This is a genomic window from Leifsonia sp. NPDC056665 (genome assembly GCF_042791795.1).
Lineage (GTDB): Bacteria > Actinomycetota > Actinomycetes > Actinomycetales > Microbacteriaceae > Leifsonia.
On the sequence record NZ_JBHTXK010000006.1, the window covers coordinates 43,272 to 65,047 of the forward strand.

22 protein-coding genes are annotated in these 21,776 nt (G+C 71.4%); 9 read left to right on the forward strand and 13 right to left on the reverse strand.

What is annotated here, in order from left to right; genetic code table 11:
• Nucleotides 1-25 precede the first annotated feature (25 nt).
• Complete coding sequence (locus ACFQ9V_RS08300) at nt 26-2,572, forward strand: MMPL family transporter (RefSeq protein WP_382458694.1); 2,547 nt, start codon at nt 26-28, stop codon at nt 2,570-2,572.
• Nucleotides 2,573-2,702: 130 nt separating this feature from the next.
• Here ACFQ9V_RS08300 and ACFQ9V_RS08305 read toward each other — a convergent pair whose 3' ends face one another.
• From ACFQ9V_RS08305 to ACFQ9V_RS08315, 3 genes are all read right to left on the reverse strand, one after another.
• The gene (locus tag ACFQ9V_RS08305) at nt 2,703-4,226 is read right to left on the reverse strand and encodes an ATP-dependent DNA ligase (protein ID WP_382458695.1); all 1,524 of its coding nucleotides are present in this window, start codon (nt 4,224-4,226) and stop codon (nt 2,703-2,705) included.
• Nucleotides 4,227-4,265: 39 nt separating this feature from the next.
• Nucleotides 4,266-4,874, reverse strand: a complete 609-nt coding sequence (locus tag ACFQ9V_RS08310; RefSeq protein ID WP_382458696.1) for an HdeD family acid-resistance protein — start codon at nt 4,872-4,874, stop codon at nt 4,266-4,268.
• Nucleotides 4,875-4,954: 80 nt separating this feature from the next.
• Nucleotides 4,955-5,125 carry a hypothetical protein gene (locus ACFQ9V_RS08315; protein WP_382458697.1) on the reverse strand — a complete coding sequence of 57 codons (171 nt, stop codon included), beginning with the start codon at nt 5,123-5,125 and terminating at the stop codon, nt 4,955-4,957.
• Nucleotides 5,126-5,505: 380 nt separating this feature from the next.
• Here ACFQ9V_RS08315 and ACFQ9V_RS08320 point away from each other — a divergent pair, with 380 nt between their 5' ends.
• Together ACFQ9V_RS08320 and ACFQ9V_RS08325 are read left to right on the forward strand one after the other, a co-directional pair.
• Complete coding sequence (locus ACFQ9V_RS08320) at nt 5,506-6,390, forward strand: hypothetical protein (RefSeq protein WP_382458698.1); 885 nt, start codon at nt 5,506-5,508, stop codon at nt 6,388-6,390.
• A 243-nt stretch (nt 6,391-6,633) separates the two neighbouring features.
• Nucleotides 6,634-7,068 (forward strand): hypothetical protein, encoded by a 435-nt coding sequence (locus ACFQ9V_RS08325; protein WP_382458699.1) that lies wholly within the window; start codon nt 6,634-6,636, stop codon nt 7,066-7,068.
• Here the strand turns inward: ACFQ9V_RS08325 and ACFQ9V_RS08330 are convergent.
• Together ACFQ9V_RS08330 and ACFQ9V_RS08335 are read right to left on the reverse strand one after the other, a co-directional pair.
• On the reverse strand, nt 7,047-7,751 hold the full coding sequence (locus ACFQ9V_RS08330; protein WP_382458700.1) for a response regulator: 705 nt from the start codon (nt 7,749-7,751) through the stop codon (nt 7,047-7,049). The two genes, ACFQ9V_RS08325 and ACFQ9V_RS08330, sit on opposite strands and share 22 nt — an antisense overlap.
• Nucleotides 7,748-9,331, reverse strand: a complete 1,584-nt coding sequence (locus tag ACFQ9V_RS08335; protein WP_382458701.1) for an ATP-binding protein — start codon at nt 9,329-9,331, stop codon at nt 7,748-7,750. The genes ACFQ9V_RS08330 and ACFQ9V_RS08335 overlap by 4 nt, the downstream gene beginning before the upstream one ends.
• Nucleotides 9,332-9,565: 234 nt before the next feature.
• On the opposite strand from ACFQ9V_RS08335, the gene ACFQ9V_RS08340 reads away from it, so the two are divergent.
• From ACFQ9V_RS08340 to ACFQ9V_RS08350, 3 genes are all read left to right on the forward strand, one after another.
• Nucleotides 9,566-10,420, forward strand: coding sequence for an ABC transporter ATP-binding protein (locus ACFQ9V_RS08340; protein ID WP_382458702.1), 855 nt, complete (start codon nt 9,566-9,568; stop codon nt 10,418-10,420).
• A gap of 5 nt (nt 10,421-10,425) precedes the next feature.
• A complete protein-coding gene (locus tag ACFQ9V_RS08345) occupies nt 10,426-11,343 on the forward strand; it encodes an ABC transporter permease (protein WP_382458820.1) in 918 nt (305 codons plus the stop codon).
• 77 nt (nt 11,344-11,420) lie between these two features.
• Nucleotides 11,421-12,515, forward strand: coding sequence for an ABC transporter substrate-binding protein (locus ACFQ9V_RS08350; protein WP_382458703.1), 1,095 nt, complete (start codon nt 11,421-11,423; stop codon nt 12,513-12,515).
• 86 nt (nt 12,516-12,601) lie between these two features.
• Here ACFQ9V_RS08350 and ACFQ9V_RS08355 read toward each other — a convergent pair whose 3' ends face one another.
• Together ACFQ9V_RS08355 and ACFQ9V_RS08360 are read right to left on the reverse strand one after the other, a co-directional pair.
• Nucleotides 12,602-13,231 carry a class I SAM-dependent methyltransferase gene (locus ACFQ9V_RS08355; protein WP_382458704.1) on the reverse strand — a complete coding sequence of 210 codons (630 nt, stop codon included), beginning with the start codon at nt 13,229-13,231 and terminating at the stop codon, nt 12,602-12,604.
• Between the two features lie 18 nt (nt 13,232-13,249).
• Nucleotides 13,250-14,803 carry a molybdopterin-dependent oxidoreductase gene (locus ACFQ9V_RS08360; protein WP_382458705.1) on the reverse strand — a complete coding sequence of 518 codons (1,554 nt, stop codon included), beginning with the start codon at nt 14,801-14,803 and terminating at the stop codon, nt 13,250-13,252.
• A 170-nt stretch (nt 14,804-14,973) separates the two neighbouring features.
• Here ACFQ9V_RS08360 and ACFQ9V_RS08365 point away from each other — a divergent pair, with 170 nt between their 5' ends.
• The gene (locus tag ACFQ9V_RS08365; RefSeq protein WP_382458706.1) at nt 14,974-15,636 is read left to right on the forward strand and encodes a fasciclin domain-containing protein; all 663 of its coding nucleotides are present in this window, start codon (nt 14,974-14,976) and stop codon (nt 15,634-15,636) included.
• A 76-nt stretch (nt 15,637-15,712) separates the two neighbouring features.
• On the opposite strand, the gene ACFQ9V_RS08370 is transcribed toward ACFQ9V_RS08365, so the two are convergent.
• Genes ACFQ9V_RS08370 through ACFQ9V_RS08385 form a run of 4 tightly spaced genes read right to left on the reverse strand, consistent with a single transcriptional unit; the run spans nt 15,713 to nt 18,052 of the window.
• The gene (locus tag ACFQ9V_RS08370; protein ID WP_382458707.1) at nt 15,713-16,489 is read right to left on the reverse strand and encodes an SDR family oxidoreductase; all 777 of its coding nucleotides are present in this window, start codon (nt 16,487-16,489) and stop codon (nt 15,713-15,715) included.
• Nucleotides 16,486-16,731 (reverse strand): hypothetical protein, encoded by a 246-nt coding sequence (locus ACFQ9V_RS08375; RefSeq protein ID WP_382458708.1) that lies wholly within the window; start codon nt 16,729-16,731, stop codon nt 16,486-16,488. The genes ACFQ9V_RS08370 and ACFQ9V_RS08375 overlap by 4 nt, the downstream gene beginning before the upstream one ends.
• Before the next feature lie 4 nt (nt 16,732-16,735).
• Nucleotides 16,736-17,143 carry a cupin domain-containing protein gene (locus ACFQ9V_RS08380; protein ID WP_382458709.1) on the reverse strand — a complete coding sequence of 136 codons (408 nt, stop codon included), beginning with the start codon at nt 17,141-17,143 and terminating at the stop codon, nt 16,736-16,738.
• Between the two features lie 9 nt (nt 17,144-17,152).
• Nucleotides 17,153-18,052, reverse strand: a complete 900-nt coding sequence (locus tag ACFQ9V_RS08385) for a helix-turn-helix transcriptional regulator (protein ID WP_382458710.1) — start codon at nt 18,050-18,052, stop codon at nt 17,153-17,155.
• Between the two features lie 86 nt (nt 18,053-18,138).
• On the opposite strand from ACFQ9V_RS08385, the gene ACFQ9V_RS08390 reads away from it, so the two are divergent.
• Both ACFQ9V_RS08390 and ACFQ9V_RS08395 read left to right on the forward strand, forming a co-directional pair.
• The gene (locus ACFQ9V_RS08390; RefSeq protein WP_382458711.1) at nt 18,139-19,026 is read left to right on the forward strand and encodes an aldo/keto reductase; all 888 of its coding nucleotides are present in this window, start codon (nt 18,139-18,141) and stop codon (nt 19,024-19,026) included.
• A gap of 26 nt (nt 19,027-19,052) precedes the next feature.
• Nucleotides 19,053-19,706: a hypothetical protein gene (locus tag ACFQ9V_RS08395; RefSeq protein WP_382458712.1), complete on the forward strand. Its 654-nt coding sequence runs from the start codon at nt 19,053-19,055 to the stop codon at nt 19,704-19,706.
• Between the two features lie 174 nt (nt 19,707-19,880).
• Here the strand turns inward: ACFQ9V_RS08395 and ACFQ9V_RS08400 are convergent, their stop codons facing one another.
• Together ACFQ9V_RS08400 and ACFQ9V_RS08405 are read right to left on the reverse strand one after the other, a co-directional pair.
• The gene (locus ACFQ9V_RS08400; RefSeq protein WP_382458713.1) at nt 19,881-20,447 is read right to left on the reverse strand and encodes a hypothetical protein; all 567 of its coding nucleotides are present in this window, start codon (nt 20,445-20,447) and stop codon (nt 19,881-19,883) included.
• A 126-nt stretch (nt 20,448-20,573) separates the two neighbouring features.
• Nucleotides 20,574-21,356: a hypothetical protein gene (locus ACFQ9V_RS08405; protein WP_382458714.1), complete on the reverse strand. Its 783-nt coding sequence runs from the start codon at nt 21,354-21,356 to the stop codon at nt 20,574-20,576.
• Nucleotides 21,357-21,776 lie beyond the last annotated feature (420 nt).

Consider the following 21,776-nt stretch of genomic DNA (forward strand, 5'->3'; position numbering starts at 1 on the left):
TCTACGGATCGTCGAAGGGACCGTCATGGCCGAACTGCTCTACCGCCTCGGAAAGTTCTCCGCGCGCCGCGCCTGGACGGTGATCGTGGCCTGGCTCGCGGTTCTCGGCATCGTCGTGGTCGGCTTCCTGATCGGCTTCAAGGGCCTCACCTCGTCGTTCGACATCCCCGGCACCGCCGCCGGCGCCGTCGTGAACGAGCTCTCGGCCAAGCTGCCCGACTACGCCGGCGCCTCCGGCACCGTGGTGTTCCGCGCGAACGACGGCTCCGCCCTCACCGCCGCGCAGAAGAAGCAGATCAGCGCCCTCGCCGCGGACGGCGCGCACCTGCCCGACGTCTCCGGCGTGAACGACCCGTTCGCGACGGAGGCCGAGCGCGCCCAGCGGGCCGCGCAGGTCGCCGACGGCCAGGCCCAGCTCACGGCCGGGCAGACTCAGCTCGACGCCGCCAAGGCACAGCTGACCTCCGGCCAGGCGCAGCTCGACGCCGCGAAGGCCCAGCTCGCCGCCGCGCCGCAGGGGAGCATGCCCGCAGCGCAGGCCGCGGCCGCCCAGGCGCAGCTCGCCGCGCAGCAGAAGACCATCGACGACGGCCTCGCCCAGCTCGCCGCGCAGCAGACGAAGCTCACCGCGTCCCAGAAGCAGCTCGACCAGGGCGCCGAGCTGCTGAAGCTCTCCACGGGCATCCGCCTCGTCTCGTCCGACGGCTCGACCGCGCTGGTGAACGTCGCCTTCACGAAGCCGCGCCTGGAGCTCTCCGAGGCCTCCAAGCAGGCGGTCATCCACCACTTCCAGGCGACGCCCGTCGCCGGCGTCACTGTGTCGTTCTCGACCGACATCGCGCAGGGCGTCCCGCAGGTCGTCGGAGTCGGGGAGGCGATCGGTGTCGTGTTCGCCGCCGTCGTGCTGCTCGTCGTGCTCGGCTCGGTGATCGCCGCCGCGCTGCCACTCATCACCGCGCTGTTCGGCGTCGCGGTGGCCGCGCTCGGCTCGCTCGCTTTCTCCGGCGTGGTCGACATGGCCTCCGTCACGCCCGTCCTCGCGATCATGCTCGGCCTCGCGGTCGGCATCGACTACTCGCTGTTCATCATCAACCGGCACCGCAAGCAGCTCCTGGAGGGCGCGGAGCCCCGGGAGTCCATCGGGCTCGCGAACGGCACCTCCGGCAACGCCGTCGTCTTCGCGGGCACCACCGTCGTCGTCGCGCTGCTCGCGCTCAACGTCACCGGCGTGCCCTTCCTCGGCCTGATGGGCACGGTCGGCGCGATCGCTGTGGTGCTCGCCGTGCTCATCGCCGTCACGCTCACGCCCGCGCTCCTCGGCCTCCTCGGCTTCCGCGTGCTGAGCCGCCGCGCCCGCGCATCGGTGGGGAACGTGCACCACGACGACAGCAAGGCCAAGCCGATGAAGACGTGGCGCGCCGTCCTCACCGCAGTCGGCGCGGTGGTGGCCCTGCTGATCGTGGCCATCCCGACGCTGTCGATGCGCGTCGGCCTCCCCGACGGCTCCTCCGAGCCGCTCGGCTCGACCACCTACGAGGCGTTCACCGTCACCGAGAAGGCCTTCGGCGCCGGGGCGACCGGCCCGCTGCTGGTGACCGCGACCACCGAGCACGGCGTCGCGAAGGACGCCGTGACCGGTGCGCAGCTCGACATCGCCCGCACGCTCGCCGACCAGAAGGACGTCGTCGCCGTCGCGCCCATCGCCGTCTCCGGCGACCGCACGCTGTTCGCGTTCCAGGTCGTCCCGAAGGAGGGCCCCAACAGCGTGTCGACCGAGAACCTCGTGACCTCCCTCCGCCAGCTCGGAACGGTCGACGGGACGTTCACGCTCGGCGTCTCGGGCCAGACCGCGATCAACCAGGACATCTCCGCGAACCTGGCGGCCGTCCTCCCGCTCTATCTGGTGGTCGTGGTCGGGCTGTCGCTGCTCATCATGATCCTGGTGTTCCGGTCGATCCTGGTGCCGCTGATCGCGACGGGAGGCTTCATCCTGTCGCTGTTCGCCACCTACGGCGCGATCACGGCGCTGTTCCAGTGGGGCTGGGGAGCGGAGCAGCTCGGCATCCACACCGGCCCGATCCTCAGCTTCCTGCCGGTGATCCTGGTCGGGATCCTGTTCGGGCTCGCGATGGACTACCAGCTCTTCCTGGCGTCCGGGATGCGCGAGGCGTACGTGCACGGCGCCCCGGCCCGGCTCGCGGTCGCGAAGGGCCTCCGCGCCGGCCGCTCGGTCGTGATCGCTGCGGGCCTGATCATGATCTCGGTCTTCGGCGGCTTCATCTTCAGCGACTCCACCATGATCCGCTCGATCGGCTTCGGCCTGGCGTTCGGCGTGCTGGTGGACGCGTTCGTGGTCCGGATGCTGCTGATGCCCGCCCTGATGCACCTCCTCGGCCGCGCCGCCTGGTGGCTCCCGAAGTGGCTCGACCGCCTCCTCCCCAACGTCGACGTCGAGGGCGCCGCCCTCGAGCGCCGCCACCACGAGCCGCCCGCCCCGGCCCCCGGCGACCCCGCCGACGCCGCCCCTGCCCCCGCCACCGAACAGGACCCCACCCCGATCCCCACCCGCTGACCCAACCCCCAGCGCCCCCTCTCCTCCCGCAAATCGGCAACGGAGGAGATCGCGGCCCGGCACGCCGCCAAAAGCAGGTAACGGAGGAGATTCGGGGCGGAGGAGGGTGGGACTCCTCCGTTCGCGGCGGCTACTCGCGGAGGAGGGCGCGGAGGGTGCCGATGGTGTCGGCCTCGGCCGCCGGCTTGTCGTCGCGGTAGCGCTTGACCCGGGCGAAGCGCAGGGCGATGCCGCCGGGGTAGCGCGACGAGCGCTGGACGCCGTCGATCGCGATCTCGACCACGGTCGTCGGCGCCACCCACACGGTCCCCGGCGTGCGGCGCACCTCGATCCGCTGGAACTCCTCGGTCTGCCAGCGCAGCAGCTCGTCGGTGAGGCCCTTGAACGTCTTGCCGACCATCACGAAGCCGCCGGGCTCGCCGAACGCGCCGTCCGGGTCGCGCGCGCCGAGGTGGAGGTTGGAGAGCATCCCGACGCGCCGCCCGGAACCCCACTCGCACGCCAGCACGACCAGGTCGTAGGTGAGCACCGGCTTGACCTTGATCCAGCTCGCGCCGCGGCGCCCCGCGGCGTACGGCGAGTCGATCGCCTTGACGACGACGCCCTCCTGGCCGGCGGCGAGGGCGTCGCGGGAGACGCGCTCGGCGGTGTCAGGGTCGTCGGTGACCTCGCCGGGGATGCGGTGCTCGCCGGCGACGCGCTCCAGCTCCGCGAGCCGGACCGACAGCGGCTCGTCCAGCAGGTCGCGCCCGTCCACATGGAGGATGTCGAAGAACCACGGGTGCAGCAACGTCTCGCGCCCGTCCGCGCCGAAGCGGGACATCGTCTCCTGGAAAGGTCGCGGGCCGCCGTCCTCGTCGAGGGCCAGCGTCTCGCCGTCGAGAACGAGGTCCCGGGCGGGCAGCCGGCGCACGATCTCCACGACCTCCGGAACACGGTGGGTGATGTCGGCGAGCGTCCGGGTGAAGACCCGCACGCTGTCTCCCGAGCGGTGCACCTGGATGCGCGCGCCGTCGAGCTTGTACTCGACCGACGCGCGGCCGGTCGTCTCCAGCGCGGCCGCGGCGGAGGATGCGGTGGCCGCGAGCATCGGCAGCACCGGCCGGCCGACCACGAGGCCGACTGCGGCGAGCTCCTCGGCGCTGCCGGTCAGCGCCAGCACCACGGTCGCGCCGAGGTCGCCCGTCAGCATGGCGGCCCTGCGCACGTCCGGCGCGGGTCGGTCGGCAGTGCGGGCGATGGCGTCGAGGAGGACGCCCTCCAGGGCGCCGGTGCGCATCTCGCCGAGCAGGACGCGGGCCAGGAGGTCCTGCTCGCCCGGCGTCGCGCGGGCCGCGAAGTCGCGCAGCGCGGCACTGCGGTCGCGCGCGGAGCCCTCACCGCCGAGCGCGGCCAGTTCGCCGAGCAGGGCGTCCAGGTCGAGGACCGTCAACGTCGATGCGTCCGCCCCCACCCCGCCCATCATCGCCCCGACGCTGCGCCACCCGACGCCGACCCGGCCCTGGCGCGGCTTGCCGACAAGGAAGCCGACCGCCGGGGCGAGCTCGTCGGGCCGCAGGTCGCCGAGCAGGCCGGCGAGCGCGTCGACCTTGGCCAGTCGCGAGCGCGTTCCCGCGACGGTCTCCAGCGTGGTGACGATCGTGTCGAGGAGCACAGGCCCAGTGTGCCACCGGCCGCCGACGCCGGCTCCGCCTCAGCTCGCCGGCGTCGCGATCCCGCGCCCGAACGTGATCGCGCGCACGATCTGCACGATCCCGAGCACGATGAGGCTGATCCCGGCGAGGATGAACAGCACCACGATCCCCCACAGCGGGGTGAACAGCAGGACGATGCCGGCGACGATGCTCAGGATGCCGAAGAAGATCGACCAGCCGCGCGACGGCGCGTCCCCGAGCTGGGCGAACGTCATCGCGCCCTCCACGATCCACGCGATGCCGACCAGGATGCCGATGAAGACCGCGAGGAACGCCGTCGTGCCCGCCAGGTTGGCGAACGCCACGATCGCGCCGACGATCAGCAGGATGCCGAAGGCGATGTCGAGCCCTCTCGCCCCGCCGCCGATCCCCCGCGCGAAGATGCCGATGCCGAGGTAGGCGATGCCCGAGATGAGCAGTGAGATGGCGATCAGGACCGTGAGGCCGACCGCGGCGGTCCTCGGCCAGAACACGATGATGACGCCGATGATCAGGGCGACGGCGCCGCTGATCCCGAGAGCGACGCGGACACTGTTGATGGCCGACTTCGTCAGGTCCTGCCCGTTGAGCGAGAACGACGCGAACGCGGATGGTTGAGTGCTGGACATGTTCGGAAGGTAGCGCTGCGGAACCGCGCCTGTCTAGAGCCTTCCGGCCGGTGTGAAATGAAAGGTCATGCGCCTGACCGCTAGTAGTCCTCGCGCCCCTCGCCCAGCACGGACAGCGTGTCCTGGTCCTCCGACCAGTCCCGCAGTGCGCGCTCGAGCTGGCGGCGTGTCCAGTCGTGGGTCACCTCGCCGGCGTCCACTGCGGCGAGCCGGTCGAGGCGCTCTGCCGCCGTCCCCTCGAGATCGTCCATCGTCGTTCCCCTCTCGGCTTGTCGCGGCCGTCCGGCGGCGGGTGGGACCAGCCGTTGTCTGCTTGGCGCTGCCCGTGGGGTGGGCCGCCTGAAACCCGGTGCTCCCGCTCTTATCTCACGGCTCGGCCGGACGGCCTGGCCCGCCGCTGCCCTCATGGTGCACCCGCGGAGGCCGGTCGTGGTAGCCCCGTGAGTGGCTCCATACCGGTCGGTATGCTCGCCCGCTACCGCGATGCCCCGGCGGCTTCAAGTGCTCTTCGCGACCTCGCAGAGGGTACGGACGGGAGGCCCAGACGGGTCTCGTAACGTCGCCGAATGCCCTCGGTCGACTCAGGCCGGCACCCCTGCCGGCCTCGTCGTGGGCGACGGAAAGGATCCACGTGAAGAACACCATCCAGAACACCTCCGGAACCACCCGCACCGCGTTCGGCGCTCGTCGCGTCGTGATCGGCGCCGCCTCGATCGTGGCGGCTGGAGCACTCATCGGCGTGGGGGCGCAGGGGGCTTTCGCGGCCACCGGCGACACCGGTGCTGCCGGCTCCGGCTCGGCGACGGTCTCGACCTCGACGCCCGGCGGTTCGGGCTCGACCGGTGGTTCCGCCGGGTTCGACCTCGGCCACGGCTTCTCGCTGTCCGGCCAGGTGCACGCGCTCTTCAACGGGCACATCAACGGCGCCAAGGCGCAGAAGCTCGCCAAGAAGATCGTGGCGGACACCCCGGTCTTCTCGATGCTGCCGGACAGCCTGCAGAGCGACCTGAAGACCCTCGCGAACGCCGCGTCGCAGGACCGCACGGCTGACGCCAAGAAGCTCGTCTCGACCTCGCTGAGCGGCGGCTACGGCAGCGCCATCCAGAAGCTCGCCGACCAGCTCAAGGGCGCGACCGAGCACAGCGACGACCAGGCCGGCGACCACCAGGACGGCAACGCCCAGGGCGGCCTCGACCTGAAGGGCCTCGACGTCAAGGGCCTGCTCTCCGGCCTGCAGAGCGGCGACCTCCTCGGCTCCGGCTCGACGTCGGGCGCCACCTCGCAGCTCAGCTCCGAGGTCACCGGCATCGCCTCGGCCGTGACCGGCGACAGCCAGCTCGCGTCGAAGCTCCCCGACTCGCTGCGCAGCGACCTGTCGCAGCTCGCCTCGGCTCCGGCCTCGGCGCAGTCCGCCGACCTCCAGCACCTCGCGACCACCGCCCTGAGCGGCGGCTACGGCTCGCAGGTGCAGCAGGTCGCCGACCAGGTCGAGTCGGCGGTCACCGCGGCCCACTGAGGCCGCACCGCAGCAGTCGCGCCCTCACCTCCTCCTGTTCGCGCGGGAGGGAGTGGGGGCGCGTTCGCGTCTGCCGCGGAATGCCGGGAATCACTCGCAAGGCGGATGCCGCCGGGCCACGCGCAGGCGCATCATTCGAGCATGTGGTTTCGCAGGATCGTCGTCGCCGTCGCCGCCTAGGCCCTCTTCGCGGGCGGGCTCGCCACGCTCTACGTCGTCGAGCAGCAGTCGGGCCGCAACGCGGTGGAGGACGCCCCGCGCGCGCTGCTCTCCACCGGGGAGGCCACGGCGGCCACCACGCAGCCCGACCGTGTGGACCTCACCTCCTACCTCGGCACGTTCTGGGTGCAGTACGACGCGCACGGCGCCCCGATCGCCGGGAACGGCTACCTCGACGGCAGGCTGGCCCAGGTGGCGCAGGGCGTCCTGGACGACGCGAAGGCGACGGGGGAGGGCGACGCCGTGAGCTGGGAGCCCGAGCAGGGCCTCCGCTTCGCGATCGTGGCGCAGCCGGTCGGCTCCGGCGTCATCGTGGCCGGCCAGTCGCTGCAGCGGACCGAGGACCGCGCCACCCGCACGCTGCTCTACATCGGGCTGGCCCTTGTGGCCGGCGCGTTCGTCGTTGGTGCCGCAGTCGGCGCAGACGCGCTCCTGACTCAGCGGCGCTTGACCCCGTAGCGGTGCTCCGGACGGCCGGTCGCGCCGTACCGCAGCTCCAGCTTCAGCACGTCGCTCTGCTCCAGCTGGGTGAGGGCGCGCTGCGCGGTCGTCCGGCTGATCCCCACGGCCGCGGCGACGTCGTTCGCCGACTGGCTCCCGTCGCCGGCCGCCACCGCGTCGTAGACCGCCTGGAGGGTCGGCGCAAGCCTGCGCAGCTCCTCCGCCTGGACGGTCGTCGCCGGACGCAGCAGGTCGAAGACCCGGTCGATGTCGTGCTGGGTCGGCTCGTCGGGGAAGCCGCCCAGATCCTCGTTCGCCCGCCGGAACGCCTGCAGCCGCTCCGCGAGCTGCGCGAACCCGAACGGCTTCACCAGGTAGTGCAGCGCGCCGAGTTGTACGGCCTTGCGCACGGTGGCGATGTCGTTCGCCGCCGAGATGACGATCACCGCGGGCGCCGACGGCTCGCCGAGCAGGCTCCGCACGACCTGGAGGCCGTCCCCGTCCGGGAGGTAGACGTCCATCAGCACGAGGTCGGGCCGCAGCTCGCCGGCCAGCCGGAGGGCGTCGGCCGCCGTGTGGGCCTGGCCGGCGACGCGGAAGCCGGGGACGGCCTCCACGAACCCGACGTGCACGGAGGCCACGCGGTAGTCGTCGTCGACCACCAGCACGCTCAGCGACGGCGTTCCCGGCTGCGCGCTCATCGTGCGGCTCGTTCCGTGCGCGCGGGAGCGGGGGCAGCCTCCACAGCCGCGTGACGCGGCAGCACGATCGTGAACGTCGCGCCGGGCCCGCCGGAGACCGTCACGGTCCCGCCGAGCTTGGTCACGGTCGAGTGCACGAGCGACAGCCCGAGCCCGCTGTGCCGCACGAGCGAGCCGCGCTTGGTCGAGTACCCGCTCTCGAAGATCCGCGGGAGCTCCGTGCTGGGGACGCCCGGTCCGTTGTCCGCGACCCGCACCGTCACCGACTCCGGCGTCTCCACGACGCTGACCACCGTCCGTCGCGGCGCGGGAGCCCCGGACAGGGCGTCGAACGCGTTGTCGATCAGGTTGCCGAGGATCGTCGTCAGCGCCTGCACCCGCTCCGGCGCCTCGCCGAGGTCGGTGTCCGGCGCGATCACCAGCTCGATGCCGCGCTCGTTCGCCTCCGCGGCCTTGCCCAGCAGGAGGCCGACGATCAGCGGCGAGCCGATGTGCGAGCGCAGGGTGGCGTCGAGGTCGGCGGTCGTGCCGCGGATCTCGTTGAGGTACTCCAGCGCCTCCTTCGTCCTCCCGAGCTCCAGGAGGCCGGACACGGCGTGCATCCGGTTGGAGAACTCGTGCTGCTGCGCCCGGATGGACTCGCTGAAGCTGCGCTCGCCGTCGAGCTCGCGGGTCAGCCCGATCAGCTCGGTGCGGTCCTGGAGGGTGAACACGGCGCCGTGCGGTCGGTTGCCCAGCTTCACCGGCATCCGGTTGATCACGAGCACGTGGTCGTCGGTGATCGCGATCGCGTCCTTCACTTCTGACGTGCCGGTCAGGGTGTCGCGGATCGGGCCGGCGACCAGCACGTCCGCCAGTAGTCGTCCCCTGGCGCCCTCCGGCAGCCGCAGCAGCCGCTGGGCCTCGTCGTTGACGACGGTGATCCGGCCTGCCGGGTCGATGGCGATGACGCCCTCCCGGATGCCGTGCAGCGTGGCCTCGCGCTCCTGCAGCAGCCGCGCGATCTCGTCGAGTTCGAGGCCGAAGGTGCGGCGCTTGAGGAGGCTGGCCAGCCCGAACGACGCGAGCGCGCCGATCGCGAGCGCCAGCACGAACCACGAACCGTAGGCGGGCAGCTCGGACAGCAGCTCGCTCGCCACCGAGCTCTCCCGGATGCCGACCGAGACCTCACCGATGATCTGGTCCGACGCCGGTGCGTACAGGGGCACCCGGGCGTTCGCGTTGACGCCGGTCGCGCCGGTGTCCGTGCGCAGGTGCACCTTGCCGTCGGCGGCGACGAAGGGCTCCTCCACCTTCTGCCCGATCAGCGCCGCGTCGGGGTGCGAGTGCCGCACGCGGTTCCGGTCGATCACCACGACGTACGCCGCGCCGGTGCTGTTCGCGGTCTGCGACGCCAGGTTCTGGATGGTCGCGTCGCAGCCCGTCCCGCCGTGCGCCATGCAGTCCTGGACGTTCGGGATGCCCGCGAAGGTCTGCGCGATCGCGGCGGCCCGCGCCTGGTAGTCGGAGTCGAGGTTGCTGCGTGCGGTCTGCGCCAGCAGGAGGAAGCCGACCAGCATCGAGACGACGAGGATCGCCAATTGAGCCAGGAGTATCTGGCTCGAGAGTCGTCTGATCCGTCGTCGCATCACCCGAGATTGTTTCATCTCCTGCTGGGGAGCGCGTGCGCCCAGAATGCGCAAAACCTGCGACAACGCACACAAGCGGGTGAATCGGGCGCAAGCGAGACAGCTGCGGGGCCCGCGGGGGAGCATCGGTGATCACACGGCATGCACACGGAACTCGTGCATCCGAAGACAGAGAGGTCTTGAACCATGGTCGAACACCGACCCAGAAGCGCCGCCGCGGCCCCCGCGGCCGAGGAGGCGGCGCGCATCGACATCGTCGGACTGACGAAACGCTTCCTCACGCCGAAGGGTGAGACCTTCACGGCCATCCGCGACGTGACCCTCACGGTCGAGCCCGGCCAGTTCTGCGCCATCGTCGGCCCGACCGGCTGCGGCAAGTCCACCACACTCGCCCAGGTCTCCGGCCTCGAGCGGCCGAGCGGCGGCTCCGTCAGCGTCGGCGGCCGGATCGTGGACGGCATCACCAGCGGCGTGAGCTACATGTTCCAGGCCGACTCGCTCTTCCCGTGGAAGACCGTGCTGGCCAACGTCATGATCGGCCCCACCCTCCTCGGCACGCCGAAGAAGGAGGCCACGGCCCTCGCGATGGACTGGCTGCGCCGCGTCGGCCTGGCCGGCTTCGAGGACCGCTACCCGCACCAGCTCTCCGGCGGCATGCGCAAGCGCGTCGCGATGGCGGCCGCGCTGATCAACAACCCGCGCATCCTGCTCATGGACGAGCCCTTCGGCGCGCTCGACGTGCAGACGAAGGCGATCATGCAGACCGAGCTGCTCACCCTGTGGGAGGAGCTGCGGCCGTCGGTGCTGTTCATCACCCACGACCTCGACGAGGCCGTCGCGCTCTCCGACCGCGTGGTGATCATGACCAGCAGCCCCGGAACGGTCAAGGACATCTTCGACATCGACCTGCCGCGACCGCGCGGCAACGTTCAGGAGATCCGGCACGAGGAGAAGTTCCTCGACATCCAGGGCCGGATCTGGGAGTCGCTCCGTGACGAGGTCACGCGGGCCTACGAGCAGACGGCGGGAGCGGCGGCGTGACCACCATGACGATCGCAGAGAAGAACAACGCAGAGAAGAACAACGCAGACAAGAAGACGGGCACGCCCGCCTCAGCCCCGCTCGCCGAGCGCGAGACCGAGCTCCGGGTCGCAGGCCGCCGCGCCTACCGGCGCCGGGTCGCCTGGATGTGGGTGGGCCGCATCGCCGTCGCCATCGTCGTGGTCGGTGGCTGGCAGTGGTTCACCTCCGTCGGCTGGGTCGACAAGTTCTTCTACGGCCAGCCCTCCGGCATCTGGGACAGCCTGGTGCACCTGTTCACGCAGGGCACCGCGTTCGGGACCATCTGGGAGAACCTCTGGATCACGGTCCAGGAGGCCTTCCTCGGGTTCCTGCTCGGCACCCTGCTGGGCGTCGTGTTCGGCATCCTGCTCGGCTCCAACCGCTACCTCGCGTCGGTCTTCGGCCCGTACATCAAGGTCGTGAACTCGATCCCCCGCATCGTGCTCGGCTCGATCTTCATCGTCGCGTTCGGCCTCGGCGTCTTCCCCAAGGTGCTGCTGGCCGCCGTGCTCGTGTTCTTCGTGGTCTTCTTCAACGCCTTCCAGGGCGTGCGGGAGGTCGACCAGAACCTGGTGGCGAACGTCCGGGTCCTCGGCGCCTCGCCGGTGCAGGTCGCCCGGCACGTGACCATCCCGTCGGCCATGACCTGGATCATCGCGAGCCTCCACACCGCGTTCGGCTTCGCGATCATCGGCGCCCTGGTGGCCGAGGTGCTCGGCGCCCAGCACGGCGTCGGCCTGATCATCAGCCAGGCGCAGGGCAGCTTCGACCCGGACACGGTCTTCGCCTGCATGGTCATCGTCGCCGTGGTCACCCTCGTAGCCGAGTACCTGATCACCCTCTTGGAGAAGTCCCTCCTCAAGTGGCGTCCGCCGAGCCGGTCCGAGGCTCAGGCGATCTGAGCGCCGCAACACCCACACCTGTCCTGCAACGAAGCAGACCGCCGGCCACGTCCGGCACGAAGAAAGGAACAACCCCCATGAAGAAGCGCAGCATCGGTGCCATCGCGGCAGCGGGCGTCGTCGTGGCCCTGAGCCTCGCAGCCTGCTCCGGCGGTGGAGGCGGCACCGCGGCGGCCGGCAGCAGCTCCGGCACGGTGCCGACCGTCAAGATGATGGTCGGCGGCATCGACAAGCAGATCTACCTCCCCTACCAGCTCGCCCAGCAGCTCGGCTTCTACAAGAAGTACGGCGTGAACGTCGAGCTCTCGACCGAGCAGAACGGCGGCGTCGGCGCCGAGGACGCGATGGCCTCCGGCCAGGTGGACATGGCCGGCGCCTGGTACATCCACACCGTCGACTTCCAGTCGAAGGGCAAGGACGTCATCAACCTCGTCCAGCTCTCCGGCGCCCCCGGCGAGCGGGTGATGTGCAACCCGAAGGCGGGCGTCACCTCGGCCGCCGACTTCAAGGGCAAGAACATGGGCGTCACCGACCTCGGCTCGGGCACCGACGAGCTGACCCAGTTCCTCGCCGCCAAGCAGGGCGTGACGAAGAAGGAGTACAACACCATCGCCGTCCACGCCGGCGCGACGGCCATCGCGGCCATCCAGCGCGGCTCCGCGGACTGCGTGATGACCACGCAGCCGACGGTCGGCGCGCTCACCTCGCAGAAGCTCGCCGTCTCGGCGGTCGACATGGCGACGACGAAGGGCGCGACCAAGGCGCTCGGCGGCGCGTGGCCGGCGGCCGGTCTGCTGGCGAACGCGAGCTGGGTGAAGAGCCACGGGGACGCCGCGCAGAAGGTGGTCGACGCGCTCGTCGCGACGATGCACTGGATCGCGTCGCACTCCGCCGCGGACATCGCGAACAAGATGCCGCAGGACTTCGTGCAGAACAGCACGATCTCCAAGCAGCAGTACATCGACGGCCTGTCGACCGACAAGGGCCAGTTCCTGCCGGACGGCATCATGCCCGCCGGCGGCCCGAAGGTCATCTTCGACATGGAGAAGACCATCGGCGTCGACACCTCGAAGGTGAAGATCAGCGACACCTTCAGCAACAAGTGGGCGGACGCGGCGAACAAGCTGGAGGGCTTCAAGACCACCACGACGCCGGCCGGCGCGAACGGCTGATCCGTCCCGCTTCTCCGTAATGCCAGCCCGTCCGGTGCGTCCAACCATCCAACGCACCGGGCGGGCTTCCACGTGCCCCTCGGCGGTCAGCGCGGGCGGGTGGCCCGGATGCGCTCGACGGAGCCGGAGCGGAGGCGCTCGTGCTCCACGACCTCCAGGCCTGCGGCCTCCACCTCGGCCCGGTGCCGCCGGGTCAGGTGCTCGCCTTGGAGCGGGATGCTGATCCGCTCGATCAGCCACTGCCCGGCGTAGACCAGGGCACGGTCGCTGCGGGTGTGGTCGACCAGCACGACGGAGCCGCCCGGCACGACGACGCGCGCCATCTCGGCCAGCGCGACCCCGGGCTGCGGGATCGAGCACAGCGCGAGCGCGCACACGACCGTGTCGAACTCGCCATCGGCGAACGGCAGCGCCTCGGCATCCCCCTCGCGGAGGTCCACGGTTCGTCCGAGCTCCGCGGCTCTGCGGCGCGCGATCGCGAGCATCTCGGGACTCAGGTCGATGCCCACCACCTCGACCCCGGCCGGATAGTACGGGAGGCTGCGCCCGCTCCCGACCGCGACCTCCAGCACGCGCCCGCTCGCCCGCACGCCGACCCACTCCCGGCTGCCCGCGAGCATGGTCAACTCGGCCTTGCCGACCGAGCGGTCGTAGCGGGCGGCCTGCCTGCGCCAAGTCCGACGCTGGCGCTGGGTCTCCTTCGAGGCGGCCGTCATTGCGCCAGTCTGGCGGCTCTACCCCACCCGCACCAGCGTCGACTGCCACCCCGTCGACCCGTTCGGCGCGATCGGGGTGCGCTTCTCCTCCTGCAGCCTCCCGGCCCGGTCGATCGCCCGGACGGCGATGGTGTGACTGCCGCTCGTGGCATTCCAGTCGAGCGACCACTGCACCCAGGTGTCGGCGTTGATCGGTGCCGCGAGTTGCGCCTGCTGCCAGGGGCCGCCGTCGACCTGCACCTCGACCTTCTGGATGCCGACCGTCTGCGCCCAGGCGACACCCGCGATCTTCGTCGGGCCGGCCGAGAGCGATCGGTCGATGCGCGGGGTGTCGATGCGGCTGGAGAGCTTGATCGGCGCCTTCTCGCTGTAGCCGCGGGGCGTCCAGTAGGCCTGGTCGGTGGCGAACGTCGTGACCTTCAGCTCGGTGAGCCACTTGGTCGCCGAGACGTAGCCGTAGAGGCCGGGGACGACCATCCGCACCGGGAAGCCGTGCTCGAGGGGAAGCGGCTCTCCGTTCATCCCGACCGCGAGGATGGCGTCGCGGCCGGGGTCGGTGAGCGCGGACAGCGGCGTGCCGGCGGTGAAGCCGTCGATGCTGCGGGAGAGGACCATGTCGGCGCCGTTCCGCGGGCGGGCGTGGGCGAGCACCTCGCGCACCGGCACTCCGAGCCAGCGGGCGTTGCCGAGCAGATTGCCGCCGACCTGGTTGGAGACGCAGGTCAGCGTGATCGCGTACTCGCGCAGCCCCATCGACAGCAGGTCGCGGAAGCTGAACTCCGCCCGCTGCTCGACCATCCCGTCGATGGTGAGCCGCCAGTTCGACGGGTCGATCGACGGGACCGACAGCGCCGTGTCCACCCGGTAGAAGTCCTTGTTGGGGGTGAAGAGCGGCGAGAGGTCCTTCAGGTGGAGGTCGGCGCCGGCCGGCACCGTGACCCGGGACAGGGGCGCCGGCAGGTGCAGCGCGGCACGGATCGCCGCGATCGAGGAGGTCGCGGCCGACCCGAGCTGTGACCCGACGCCGGCCAGCACCGCGAACGCCGCGCCGGCGCCGGTGAAGAGGAGGAACCGGCGGCGGTCGACGCCCGCCGTCGCGCTGTCATGGTCGCGGGCATCCCGCCAGCGCCGCAGCGCCCCGACGAGCAGGTACAGCGCCGCCGCACCCGCGAGCGCTCCGATCGTGGAGGGCAGGAACCCCAGCGGGCTCGCGTCGGCCCGGGTCACGGTGGCGGCGACGGCCGCGATGCCCGCGACCCCGAACAGCGCGACGCCCACCCACCGGCGCCAGAGCTCCAGGATCCCCACGACCGCCGCGGCCACGAACACCGCGAACCCGAGCGAGGACAGCAGGAAGAGCTTGTCGTTCGAGCCGAACAGCTCGATCGCGAGCTCTTTCGCCCAGCGCGGCACGATGTCGATGACGAACGATCCGACCGCGATCAGCGGGCCGGCCTCCCGGGCGGCGAGCAGCGCGACCACCTCGGCGACCGCGACGAAGACGCCACCGCTCACCGCTCCCGCGAGTGCTGCCCAGCCCCCGGCCGCGACGGTTCTCCTGCTGATCCTCATGAGTGCTGTTCGGCGCGGAGGCGCCCAGCGGATTGGGACGTGACACTCGGCGACCACTTCCAATCCGATCGGGCACCGAGGACGAATCCCTGTTGACGGCCGCCGACGCGGCCTCCCGATCTGCACCTGCTCGGAGCTTCACAAGGCGCACCACCAAGAAGGAGAACAACATGCGATCCACAACTCGCACCCGCCTCGCCGCCGCCGGCATCCTCGCCGCCGCCGCCCTCGCGCTCACCGCCTGCTCGTCCGGAGCCGGTTCGGCGTCGACGAGCAGCAGCTCTTCCATGAAGTCGTCTTCCCCGTCGGCCTCGGCGTCGATGGACCCGTCCGCCGACCTGGTCGGCCCCGGCTGCGCCACCTACGCCAAGGCTGTGCCGTCCGGCGCCGGCTCCGTGCAGGGGATGGCCCAGGACCCGGTCGCGACCGCGGCGAGCAACAACCCCCTGCTGACGACCCTCGTCGCCTCCGTCTCCGGCAAGCTCAACCCGAGCGTGAACCTGGTCGACACCCTCAACAGCGGCCAGTTCACGGTGTTCGCCCCGGTCGACGACGCGTTCAAGAAGATCGACCCGGCGACGATCAACACCCTCAAGACGCCCGCCGGCGCTCCGACGCTGACCAGCATCCTCACCTACCACGTCATCCCCGGCCAGCTCTCGCCGAAGGACATCGTGGGCACCCACAAGACCGTCGAGGGCGGGACCGTCACGGTCACCGGCTCCGGCGACAACCTCAAGGTGAACGACGCGAACGTCATCTGCGGCGGCGTGCACACCGCCAACGCGACCGTGTACCTGATCGACTCGGTGCTGATGCCGCCGGCCAAGTAACCGGAGCCTCGCACCATCGAAGGGCACGTTGTTGTCGCTTCCCGCATGGGAAAGCGACAACTACGTGCCCTTCGGTCTACCCGCGGAGGGCTTCGAGCGCTGCGAGGTCGTCGCGGAAGCGCTGCGGTTCGGCCGCCGGCGGGGCTGTCGCCGCGTCGAGCGCGCCGTCCAGGGCACCGGGCGCATCCGGAGTGAGCGCCGCGAACAGCGGTGTCAGGTCGTCCTGTTCGGGACCGTCGGTCGCAACGAGCTCCAGCGTCCGGCGATCCGCCGCCAGGTTCGCGAGGCCGTCGACCAGCACGCGGGCGATCTCGTCCCGGGCGATGACGCCGTCCGCTGGCGTGCCCGACTGGGCGGTGTCGCCCTGGCGGAAGACGATCGCGCGCTGGTCCGCGCTGTTGTAGTCGAACCAGCCCGGGCGCACGATCGTGTAGCGGTTCCCGCTCGCGCGGACCAGGCGCTCGCCGCGGCGCTTCCATCCCGCGTACGGAGTGCCGGGCCGCGTCGTGCCGACGGCGGTCATGAGGGCGATCCGGACGGGACGGCCAGCCGCAGCGGCGAGCACGTTGACGACACCGGCGTAGTCGATCTCGCGCACGTCGGCCTCCCGGGTGCCGGACCCGTGTGTGAAGACGATGGCGTCGGCGCCCTCCACCGCAGCGCCGAGCGTCGCCGGCCGGGTGAGGTCGCCGACCACGAGCTCGGTGGAGGCCGGGAGGACGCGCTCGGCCCTGGCTGCGTCGCGCACCAGCGCCGTCACGCGGTGCCCGCGCCGCAGCGCCTCGGCCACGACGAGCCGGCCGATGCTGCCGGTGGCGCCCACGACGAGCACGGTGAGGGGGTTGTCGGTCATCTCTTCTCCTTCGTGCGGCCGGGCTTCTCGGCGCCCAGGTCGGCGGCGGGGCGGCGGAACAGCCACCGGAGCGGGGGAACGGCTGCGAACCCCGGCGCGGAGCGGAGGGCGGCCTCCACCCGCAGCAGCGCGTCCTCGTCCTCGGGCAGCGCGGAGATGGTGCGCTGCACGTCCCGGGCGAAGCGGCGGCGCTCGCGCTCGCTGCTGCGGGCGGTCAGGGCGTGCTCCCGTGCTCGGCGCATTCCGTCAGGACCGGCTCTCGTACTCGGCGTCGGTCACGTGCTCGGCCCACTCGGTCTCCGGGCCGTCCTGCCCGTCGCCGAGCGCCTCCCACATGGCCAGGTGCTCCATGAAGTGCTCGGGGTCGGCCCCGTGCCAATGCCATTCGCCGGGCGGCGTGTGGACGGTCTGGCCGGGGCGCACCTCCAGCACCTCGCCGCCGCGGGACTGCATGAGGGCGACGCCCTGCGTCACGTGTAGGGTCTGGCCGTTCGCGTGCCGGTGCCAGGCGGTGCGGGAGCCGGGCGCGAAGCGGACGAGGTTGACGCGGAGGCGGGAGGGCGCGGCGCCGGCGGCGATGACGTCGAAGTGGACGGTCCCGGTGAAGAGGTCGGCGGGGCCGGGGGTGGTCGGGGAGTCGGGGAGCAGTTCCACGGGGGTCTCCTAGTCGTTGATCGTGATGTCGGGGCGCGCGGCCCCGGCGTCGGCCTCCGCCTCCCGCTGCGTGGCCGCCCAGCTCGCCAGCAGCTTCAGGGCGTCCTCCGACGGCGTGCCGGGGTCGGCCGTGTACACGTTGATGCGCAGCCCAGGCTCGCCCGGCAGCTCGAACGCCTCGAAGGCCAGGTCGAGGTCGCCGACGATCGGGTGGTGCACGCGCTTGCGGCCGGTGCGGTGGTACTTGACGTCGTGCCGCGCCCAGCGGGTCCGGAACTCCTCGCTGCGGGTGGACAGCTCGCCGACGAGGTCGGTGAGGTCCTTGTCGTACGGGTTGCGGCCCGCGGCCGAGCGGAGGATGGCGACCATGTCGTCGGCGGCCCGCTCCCAGTCCGCGTAGAACGCGCGCGACTTCGGGTTGAGGAACGTGAAGCGCGACGCGTTCGGCGGCTTCACGGGCTCCGCCATCAGGTCGAGGTAGAGCGCCCGGCCGAGCTCGTTGGCGGCGAGGACGTCGCCGCGGTCGTTGCGCACCCAGGCGGGGGCGCCGGTGATCGCGTCGATGACCCGCTGGAGGCTGGGCCGCACGGTCTGCGGGCTGCGCCGGCGGCGGATGCGCGGCGCGACGTCCGCGGCCCGCGCCAGGTCGTAGAGGTGCGCGGTCTCCGCCTCGTCGAGCTGGAGCGCTCGGGCGAGCGCCTCCAGCACGCTGTCGGAGGCGCCGGACAGGTTCCCGCGCTCCAGCCGCGTGTAGTAGTCGACGCTCACGCCGGCGAGCATCGCGACCTCCTCGCGGCGCAGCCCGGAGACCCGGCGGTTGCCGCCGTACGCGGGCAGCCCGGCCTGCTCCGGTGTGAGCCGGGCGCGGCGGGAGGTGAGGAAGTCCCGCACATCGTCGCTGTTGGTCATACCCCGACGCTACGCCGCGCGGGGCAGCGGAGGGAGGCACTGGCGCGGCCTCCCTGCCTTCGGCGGGGACGTTTAGCGTGGTGGCCATGACCATCGAACTCACCCTCAACAACGGCGTCACGATGCCCGCGCTCGGGCTCGGCGTCTTCCAGAGCCCGCCCGAGGAGACCACCCAGGCGGTGGAGGCGGCACTGGCGACCGGCTACCGGCACATCGACACCGCGGCCGCGTACGGCAACGAGCGGGAGGTCGGCGAGGGCCTGCGCCGCTCCGGCCTCGACCGCGGCGACGTCTTCGTGGAGACCAAGGTCTGGGTGTCCGACTACGGCTACGACCGGACGCTGCACGCGTGGGAGAAGGCCGCAGGCAAGCTCGGCCTCGAGCAGCTCGACCTCCTCATCCTCCACCAGCCCGCGCCCGACCGCTTCGACCAGACGGTCGCTGCGTACAAGGCGCTGGAGACCCTCCTCGCCGACGGCCGCGTGCGCGCGATCGGCGTCAGCAACTTCCTGCCCCACCACCTGGACCGGCTGCTCGCCGAGGCCGGCGTGGTCCCGGCGGTGAACCAGGTGGAGCTTCACCCCTACTTCACCCAGCCGGACGTTCAGGCCGCGGACGCCGCGCACGGCATCGTCACGCAGGCCTGGTCCCCGATCGGCGGCATCACCTTCTACCCGGGCTGGGGCGAGCAGCGCCGCAACGTGATGGAGGACCCGGCGCTCGCCGACCTCGCCCGCGCCCACGGCAAGACCCCGGCCCAGGTGATGTTGCGCTGGCACCTCCAGCAGGGCCGCTCGGCCATCCCGAAGTCGGTGAACCCGGGCCGCATCGCGGAGAACTTCGACGTCTTCGACTTCACGCTGACCGACGAGGAGCTGGCCCGCATCGACGCGCTCGACGCGGGCGTGCGCAACGGACCGGACCCGGACGTGGCGCGCCCGGAGCGGTTCGCGATGGTGATCCCGGAGGCGTGAGGCGCGGGCGGCGCTAAGCTCACGGCGTGACCCAGGGTGATGCGCCGGCGCCGGACTCCGCGCCTGACCCCTCGCCGGACTCCGCGCACAACGACGCGCCGCTCGTCGTGCCGCCGGGGGTGCCGTTGCGGGTGTGGGACTGGCTGCTGCCTCCGCTGCTCGTCGCCATCCTGGTGGTCATCCTCGCGTGGTTCCCGCCGGTCCCGTTGCTGAAGCCGTACCTGATCACGACGGCCTCGATCCTCGTCACTGTGCTGTTCGCGCAATGGGTCTTCGGCTTCCGCGCGTACACGCGCTGGGAGGATGTCGACGTCCGATGGCTCAGGCGGTCCCAATCGGCGGGTATCGCGGCGCTCGGGCTCTTCCTGCTCCCGTACTTCTTCGGAATGATGAGCGCATGCCTCTTCGCCGTCTCCGCGTACCGCTTCGCCGATGACCCCGCACCGGGGATCGAACGCGTGCGCTCGGGCCTGTCCCCCCGCGCATGGATACGACTGAAAGTCATCGCCGTGATCGTGGGGGTCGTGGCCCTCCTGGGCCGCCCGCTGGCGTCGGCTTTCGGCTTCGGCATCCCGGCGCTGATCCTCGCCTTCGCCGCCGCGCTCGCGTTCGGATTCGCGCTCCGCGCCCAACCCCGCGACCACGCCCCCCTCCCACCCCGCGTACGCCGGCGACTCTGACGAGTGCCGGCGTCGCCGGTTCGCGAAGCTGACCGAAGCCCCGAAAGAGCTGGCGCATTCCCGGACTGATATGGCACACTTAACAAGTCGGCACCGTGATGGGTGTCGGAAGTGACCACCTTGGAGATCCTGCGGATAGTGGGGCCGGGTGGTTGCGCCGTTTAAGGGCCTCGATCAGACGCCCCGGGTGATCCACTCGATCGTCTCCTGCACGTGCGAGAGGAAGTGCGGCCTCCCGAGCCGCCGGTCGACGACCGCGCCGCACACCGCGTCCGGGATCCACAGCAGCGGTTCGAACGGTCCATCGCGATGCGAGACTTCCATCCCGGCCGAGATCGTGCGGTCGACCCGCATCGTGTTGATCATCGTGCGATCGCGGTGGTTGGAACCCGGGCCCCGCGACTCCATGACGACGTCCCCGACGCCCATCTGGTCAAGGCGGGCGAGGAGCATCCGGAGGCAGAGGCGACGGTGCCGCTCGTCGCGGGTGCTTGGCGGCTCGACGCTCTCGACGACCACGTGCATCACGTCGAGGTCGGCGATCGTCTGGACGATCCGCGTGCGATCGAGGTCGTTCGCCCGATACCAGTGCAGCTTGCGCGCCTCGGTGGGCTTCAGGGCACGGAGCCGGTCCCGGCAGCGATCCGTGTCGTCTGTCAGGGGGATGGTCGCAGCGAGGATGTAGACGTTGAGCGACTCCTTGCCGCTGCCGCCTGATTCGTCGATATAGGCCGTGACCACACAAGGATTCTCGCAGGAAAGGAACCTTACATTTCACGCCTGTGGATAACGGCCCGGCGGCCAGAGATCTCCTTCCGAACCCCGTCCGGAAGGAGGTCCTGGCGTGTCTTCCTGTCGTACGACGGCCTACACCAGCGCCGCGCACTCCCCGACGGCCTTCCGCGCCACGTTCGGCGCGGCCCCCGAGTCACCGAACTGCGCCGCCGGCGTGTTCGCGCTGCAGCTCAGCACGCCGCCGACCATGTTCGCCCCGATCTTCGTCGAGTCGAGGCCCTGGTCAGCTTGGTCCGGCGTTCCCGGGAAGTTGATGTTCAGCGGGTTCGCGTACATGTTCGAGACGGTCACGTTGCCGCCGACCGTGTTGCGCAGGAGGCCGAACCAGCAGCCCGCCCATCCCGTGAACGTCACATTGCCCGCGATGTGGCTGTCCTTCACCATCGTGTCGTTGCCGAAGCTCGTGCTCGGGTCGGGGTCCGTGCAGTTGCGCCCGGAGCCGCCGCCCTGGAAGGTGACGTTCTTGCCGACCTGGCCGAAGAACAGGTAGAGCGCGTGCGCGCCGGTCGCGCTGACGTTGCCGCCCACGTGCGCGCCGAAGGCGAACAGGATCGCACCGGAGCCGACGCTGAGGTTGCCGCCGATGGCCGAGCCGGAGAGCTGGAGGGCCGCCCCGGGGTTGACGGTGACGTTGCCGCTGATCGCTACGCTGGGGTCGAGGCCGCAGAAGCCGGCGATCTCGACGTTCTTGTAGCTGCCGGGCGGCAGGGTGGCCGGCGCCTGGATCGAGCCGCCCGAACAGGTGGTGCTCCCGGGGGTCGCCGCCTGGGCCCCGGCGCCGGCGGCCAGCATGAGGCCGGTCGTGGTCGGGAGTGCGACTGCGAGGGTGAGCAGGCGTCGTGGTGTGGTGCGCATGCCCACTCCCTTGTCACGCATCGGTGCATGCAGGAGCCGGATGCCTCGACATGAGGAATGCTCATGTAATCGTTCACCTGTGCGGTGGCGATGTGCAACCCCGGGGCTACACTCGGGTCTCGTGGCCAGGAAGCACCGCTCCTCCCCGGACGAGGAGGCCGTCGAGCGCTACGAGTCCGTGCTTGCGACCGGCCAGCCGGACCAGCTCGTCCGGGTCCACACCGAGGCGTGGGGCGCGCGGGCCCTAGGGGACCGGGCCCCCCGGCGGACGCGGGGCGCGGCGCGCGGCGACGGGGGCGTCCGCCCGGGGGGCGGCCGGGCCGGCTACCGGCCCCCCCGGGGCCCCCCCCGGGGGGGGGGCCCCACCTCGGGCTGGGCGCGTTCCACCGCGCTCACCAGGCCTGGTACACGCAGCGGGCC

Coding starts and splice junctions, on each gene's coding strand:
- ACFQ9V_RS08330 (WP_382458700.1), bottom strand. CDS start 7,751: ATGAGCGCGCAGCCGGGAACGCCGTCGCTGAGCGTGCTGGTGGTCGAC.
- ACFQ9V_RS08350 (WP_382458703.1), top strand. CDS start 11,421: ATGAAGAAGCGCAGCATCGGTGCCATCGCGGCAGCGGGCGTCGTCGTG.
- ACFQ9V_RS08345 (WP_382458820.1), top strand. CDS start 10,426: ATGACGATCGCAGAGAAGAACAACGCAGAGAAGAACAACGCAGACAAG.
- ACFQ9V_RS08300 (WP_382458694.1), top strand. CDS start 26: ATGGCCGAACTGCTCTACCGCCTCGGAAAGTTCTCCGCGCGCCGCGCC.
- ACFQ9V_RS08355 (WP_382458704.1), bottom strand. CDS start 13,231: ATGACGGCCGCCTCGAAGGAGACCCAGCGCCAGCGTCGGACTTGGCGC.
- ACFQ9V_RS08370 (WP_382458707.1), bottom strand. CDS start 16,489: ATGACCGACAACCCCCTCACCGTGCTCGTCGTGGGCGCCACCGGCAGC.
- ACFQ9V_RS08385 (WP_382458710.1), bottom strand. CDS start 18,052: ATGACCAACAGCGACGATGTGCGGGACTTCCTCACCTCCCGCCGCGCC.
- ACFQ9V_RS08340 (WP_382458702.1), top strand. CDS start 9,566: ATGGTCGAACACCGACCCAGAAGCGCCGCCGCGGCCCCCGCGGCCGAG.
- ACFQ9V_RS08405 (WP_382458714.1), bottom strand. CDS start 21,356: ATGCGCACCACACCACGACGCCTGCTCACCCTCGCAGTCGCACTCCCG.
- ACFQ9V_RS08365 (WP_382458706.1), top strand. CDS start 14,974: ATGCGATCCACAACTCGCACCCGCCTCGCCGCCGCCGGCATCCTCGCC.
- ACFQ9V_RS08360 (WP_382458705.1), bottom strand. CDS start 14,803: ATGAGGATCAGCAGGAGAACCGTCGCGGCCGGGGGCTGGGCAGCACTC.
- ACFQ9V_RS08390 (WP_382458711.1), top strand. CDS start 18,139: ATGACCATCGAACTCACCCTCAACAACGGCGTCACGATGCCCGCGCTC.
- ACFQ9V_RS08375 (WP_382458708.1), bottom strand. CDS start 16,731: ATGCGCCGAGCACGGGAGCACGCCCTGACCGCCCGCAGCAGCGAGCGC.
- ACFQ9V_RS08315 (WP_382458697.1), bottom strand. CDS start 5,125: ATGGACGATCTCGAGGGGACGGCGGCAGAGCGCCTCGACCGGCTCGCC.
- ACFQ9V_RS08310 (WP_382458696.1), bottom strand. CDS start 4,874: ATGTCCAGCACTCAACCATCCGCGTTCGCGTCGTTCTCGCTCAACGGG.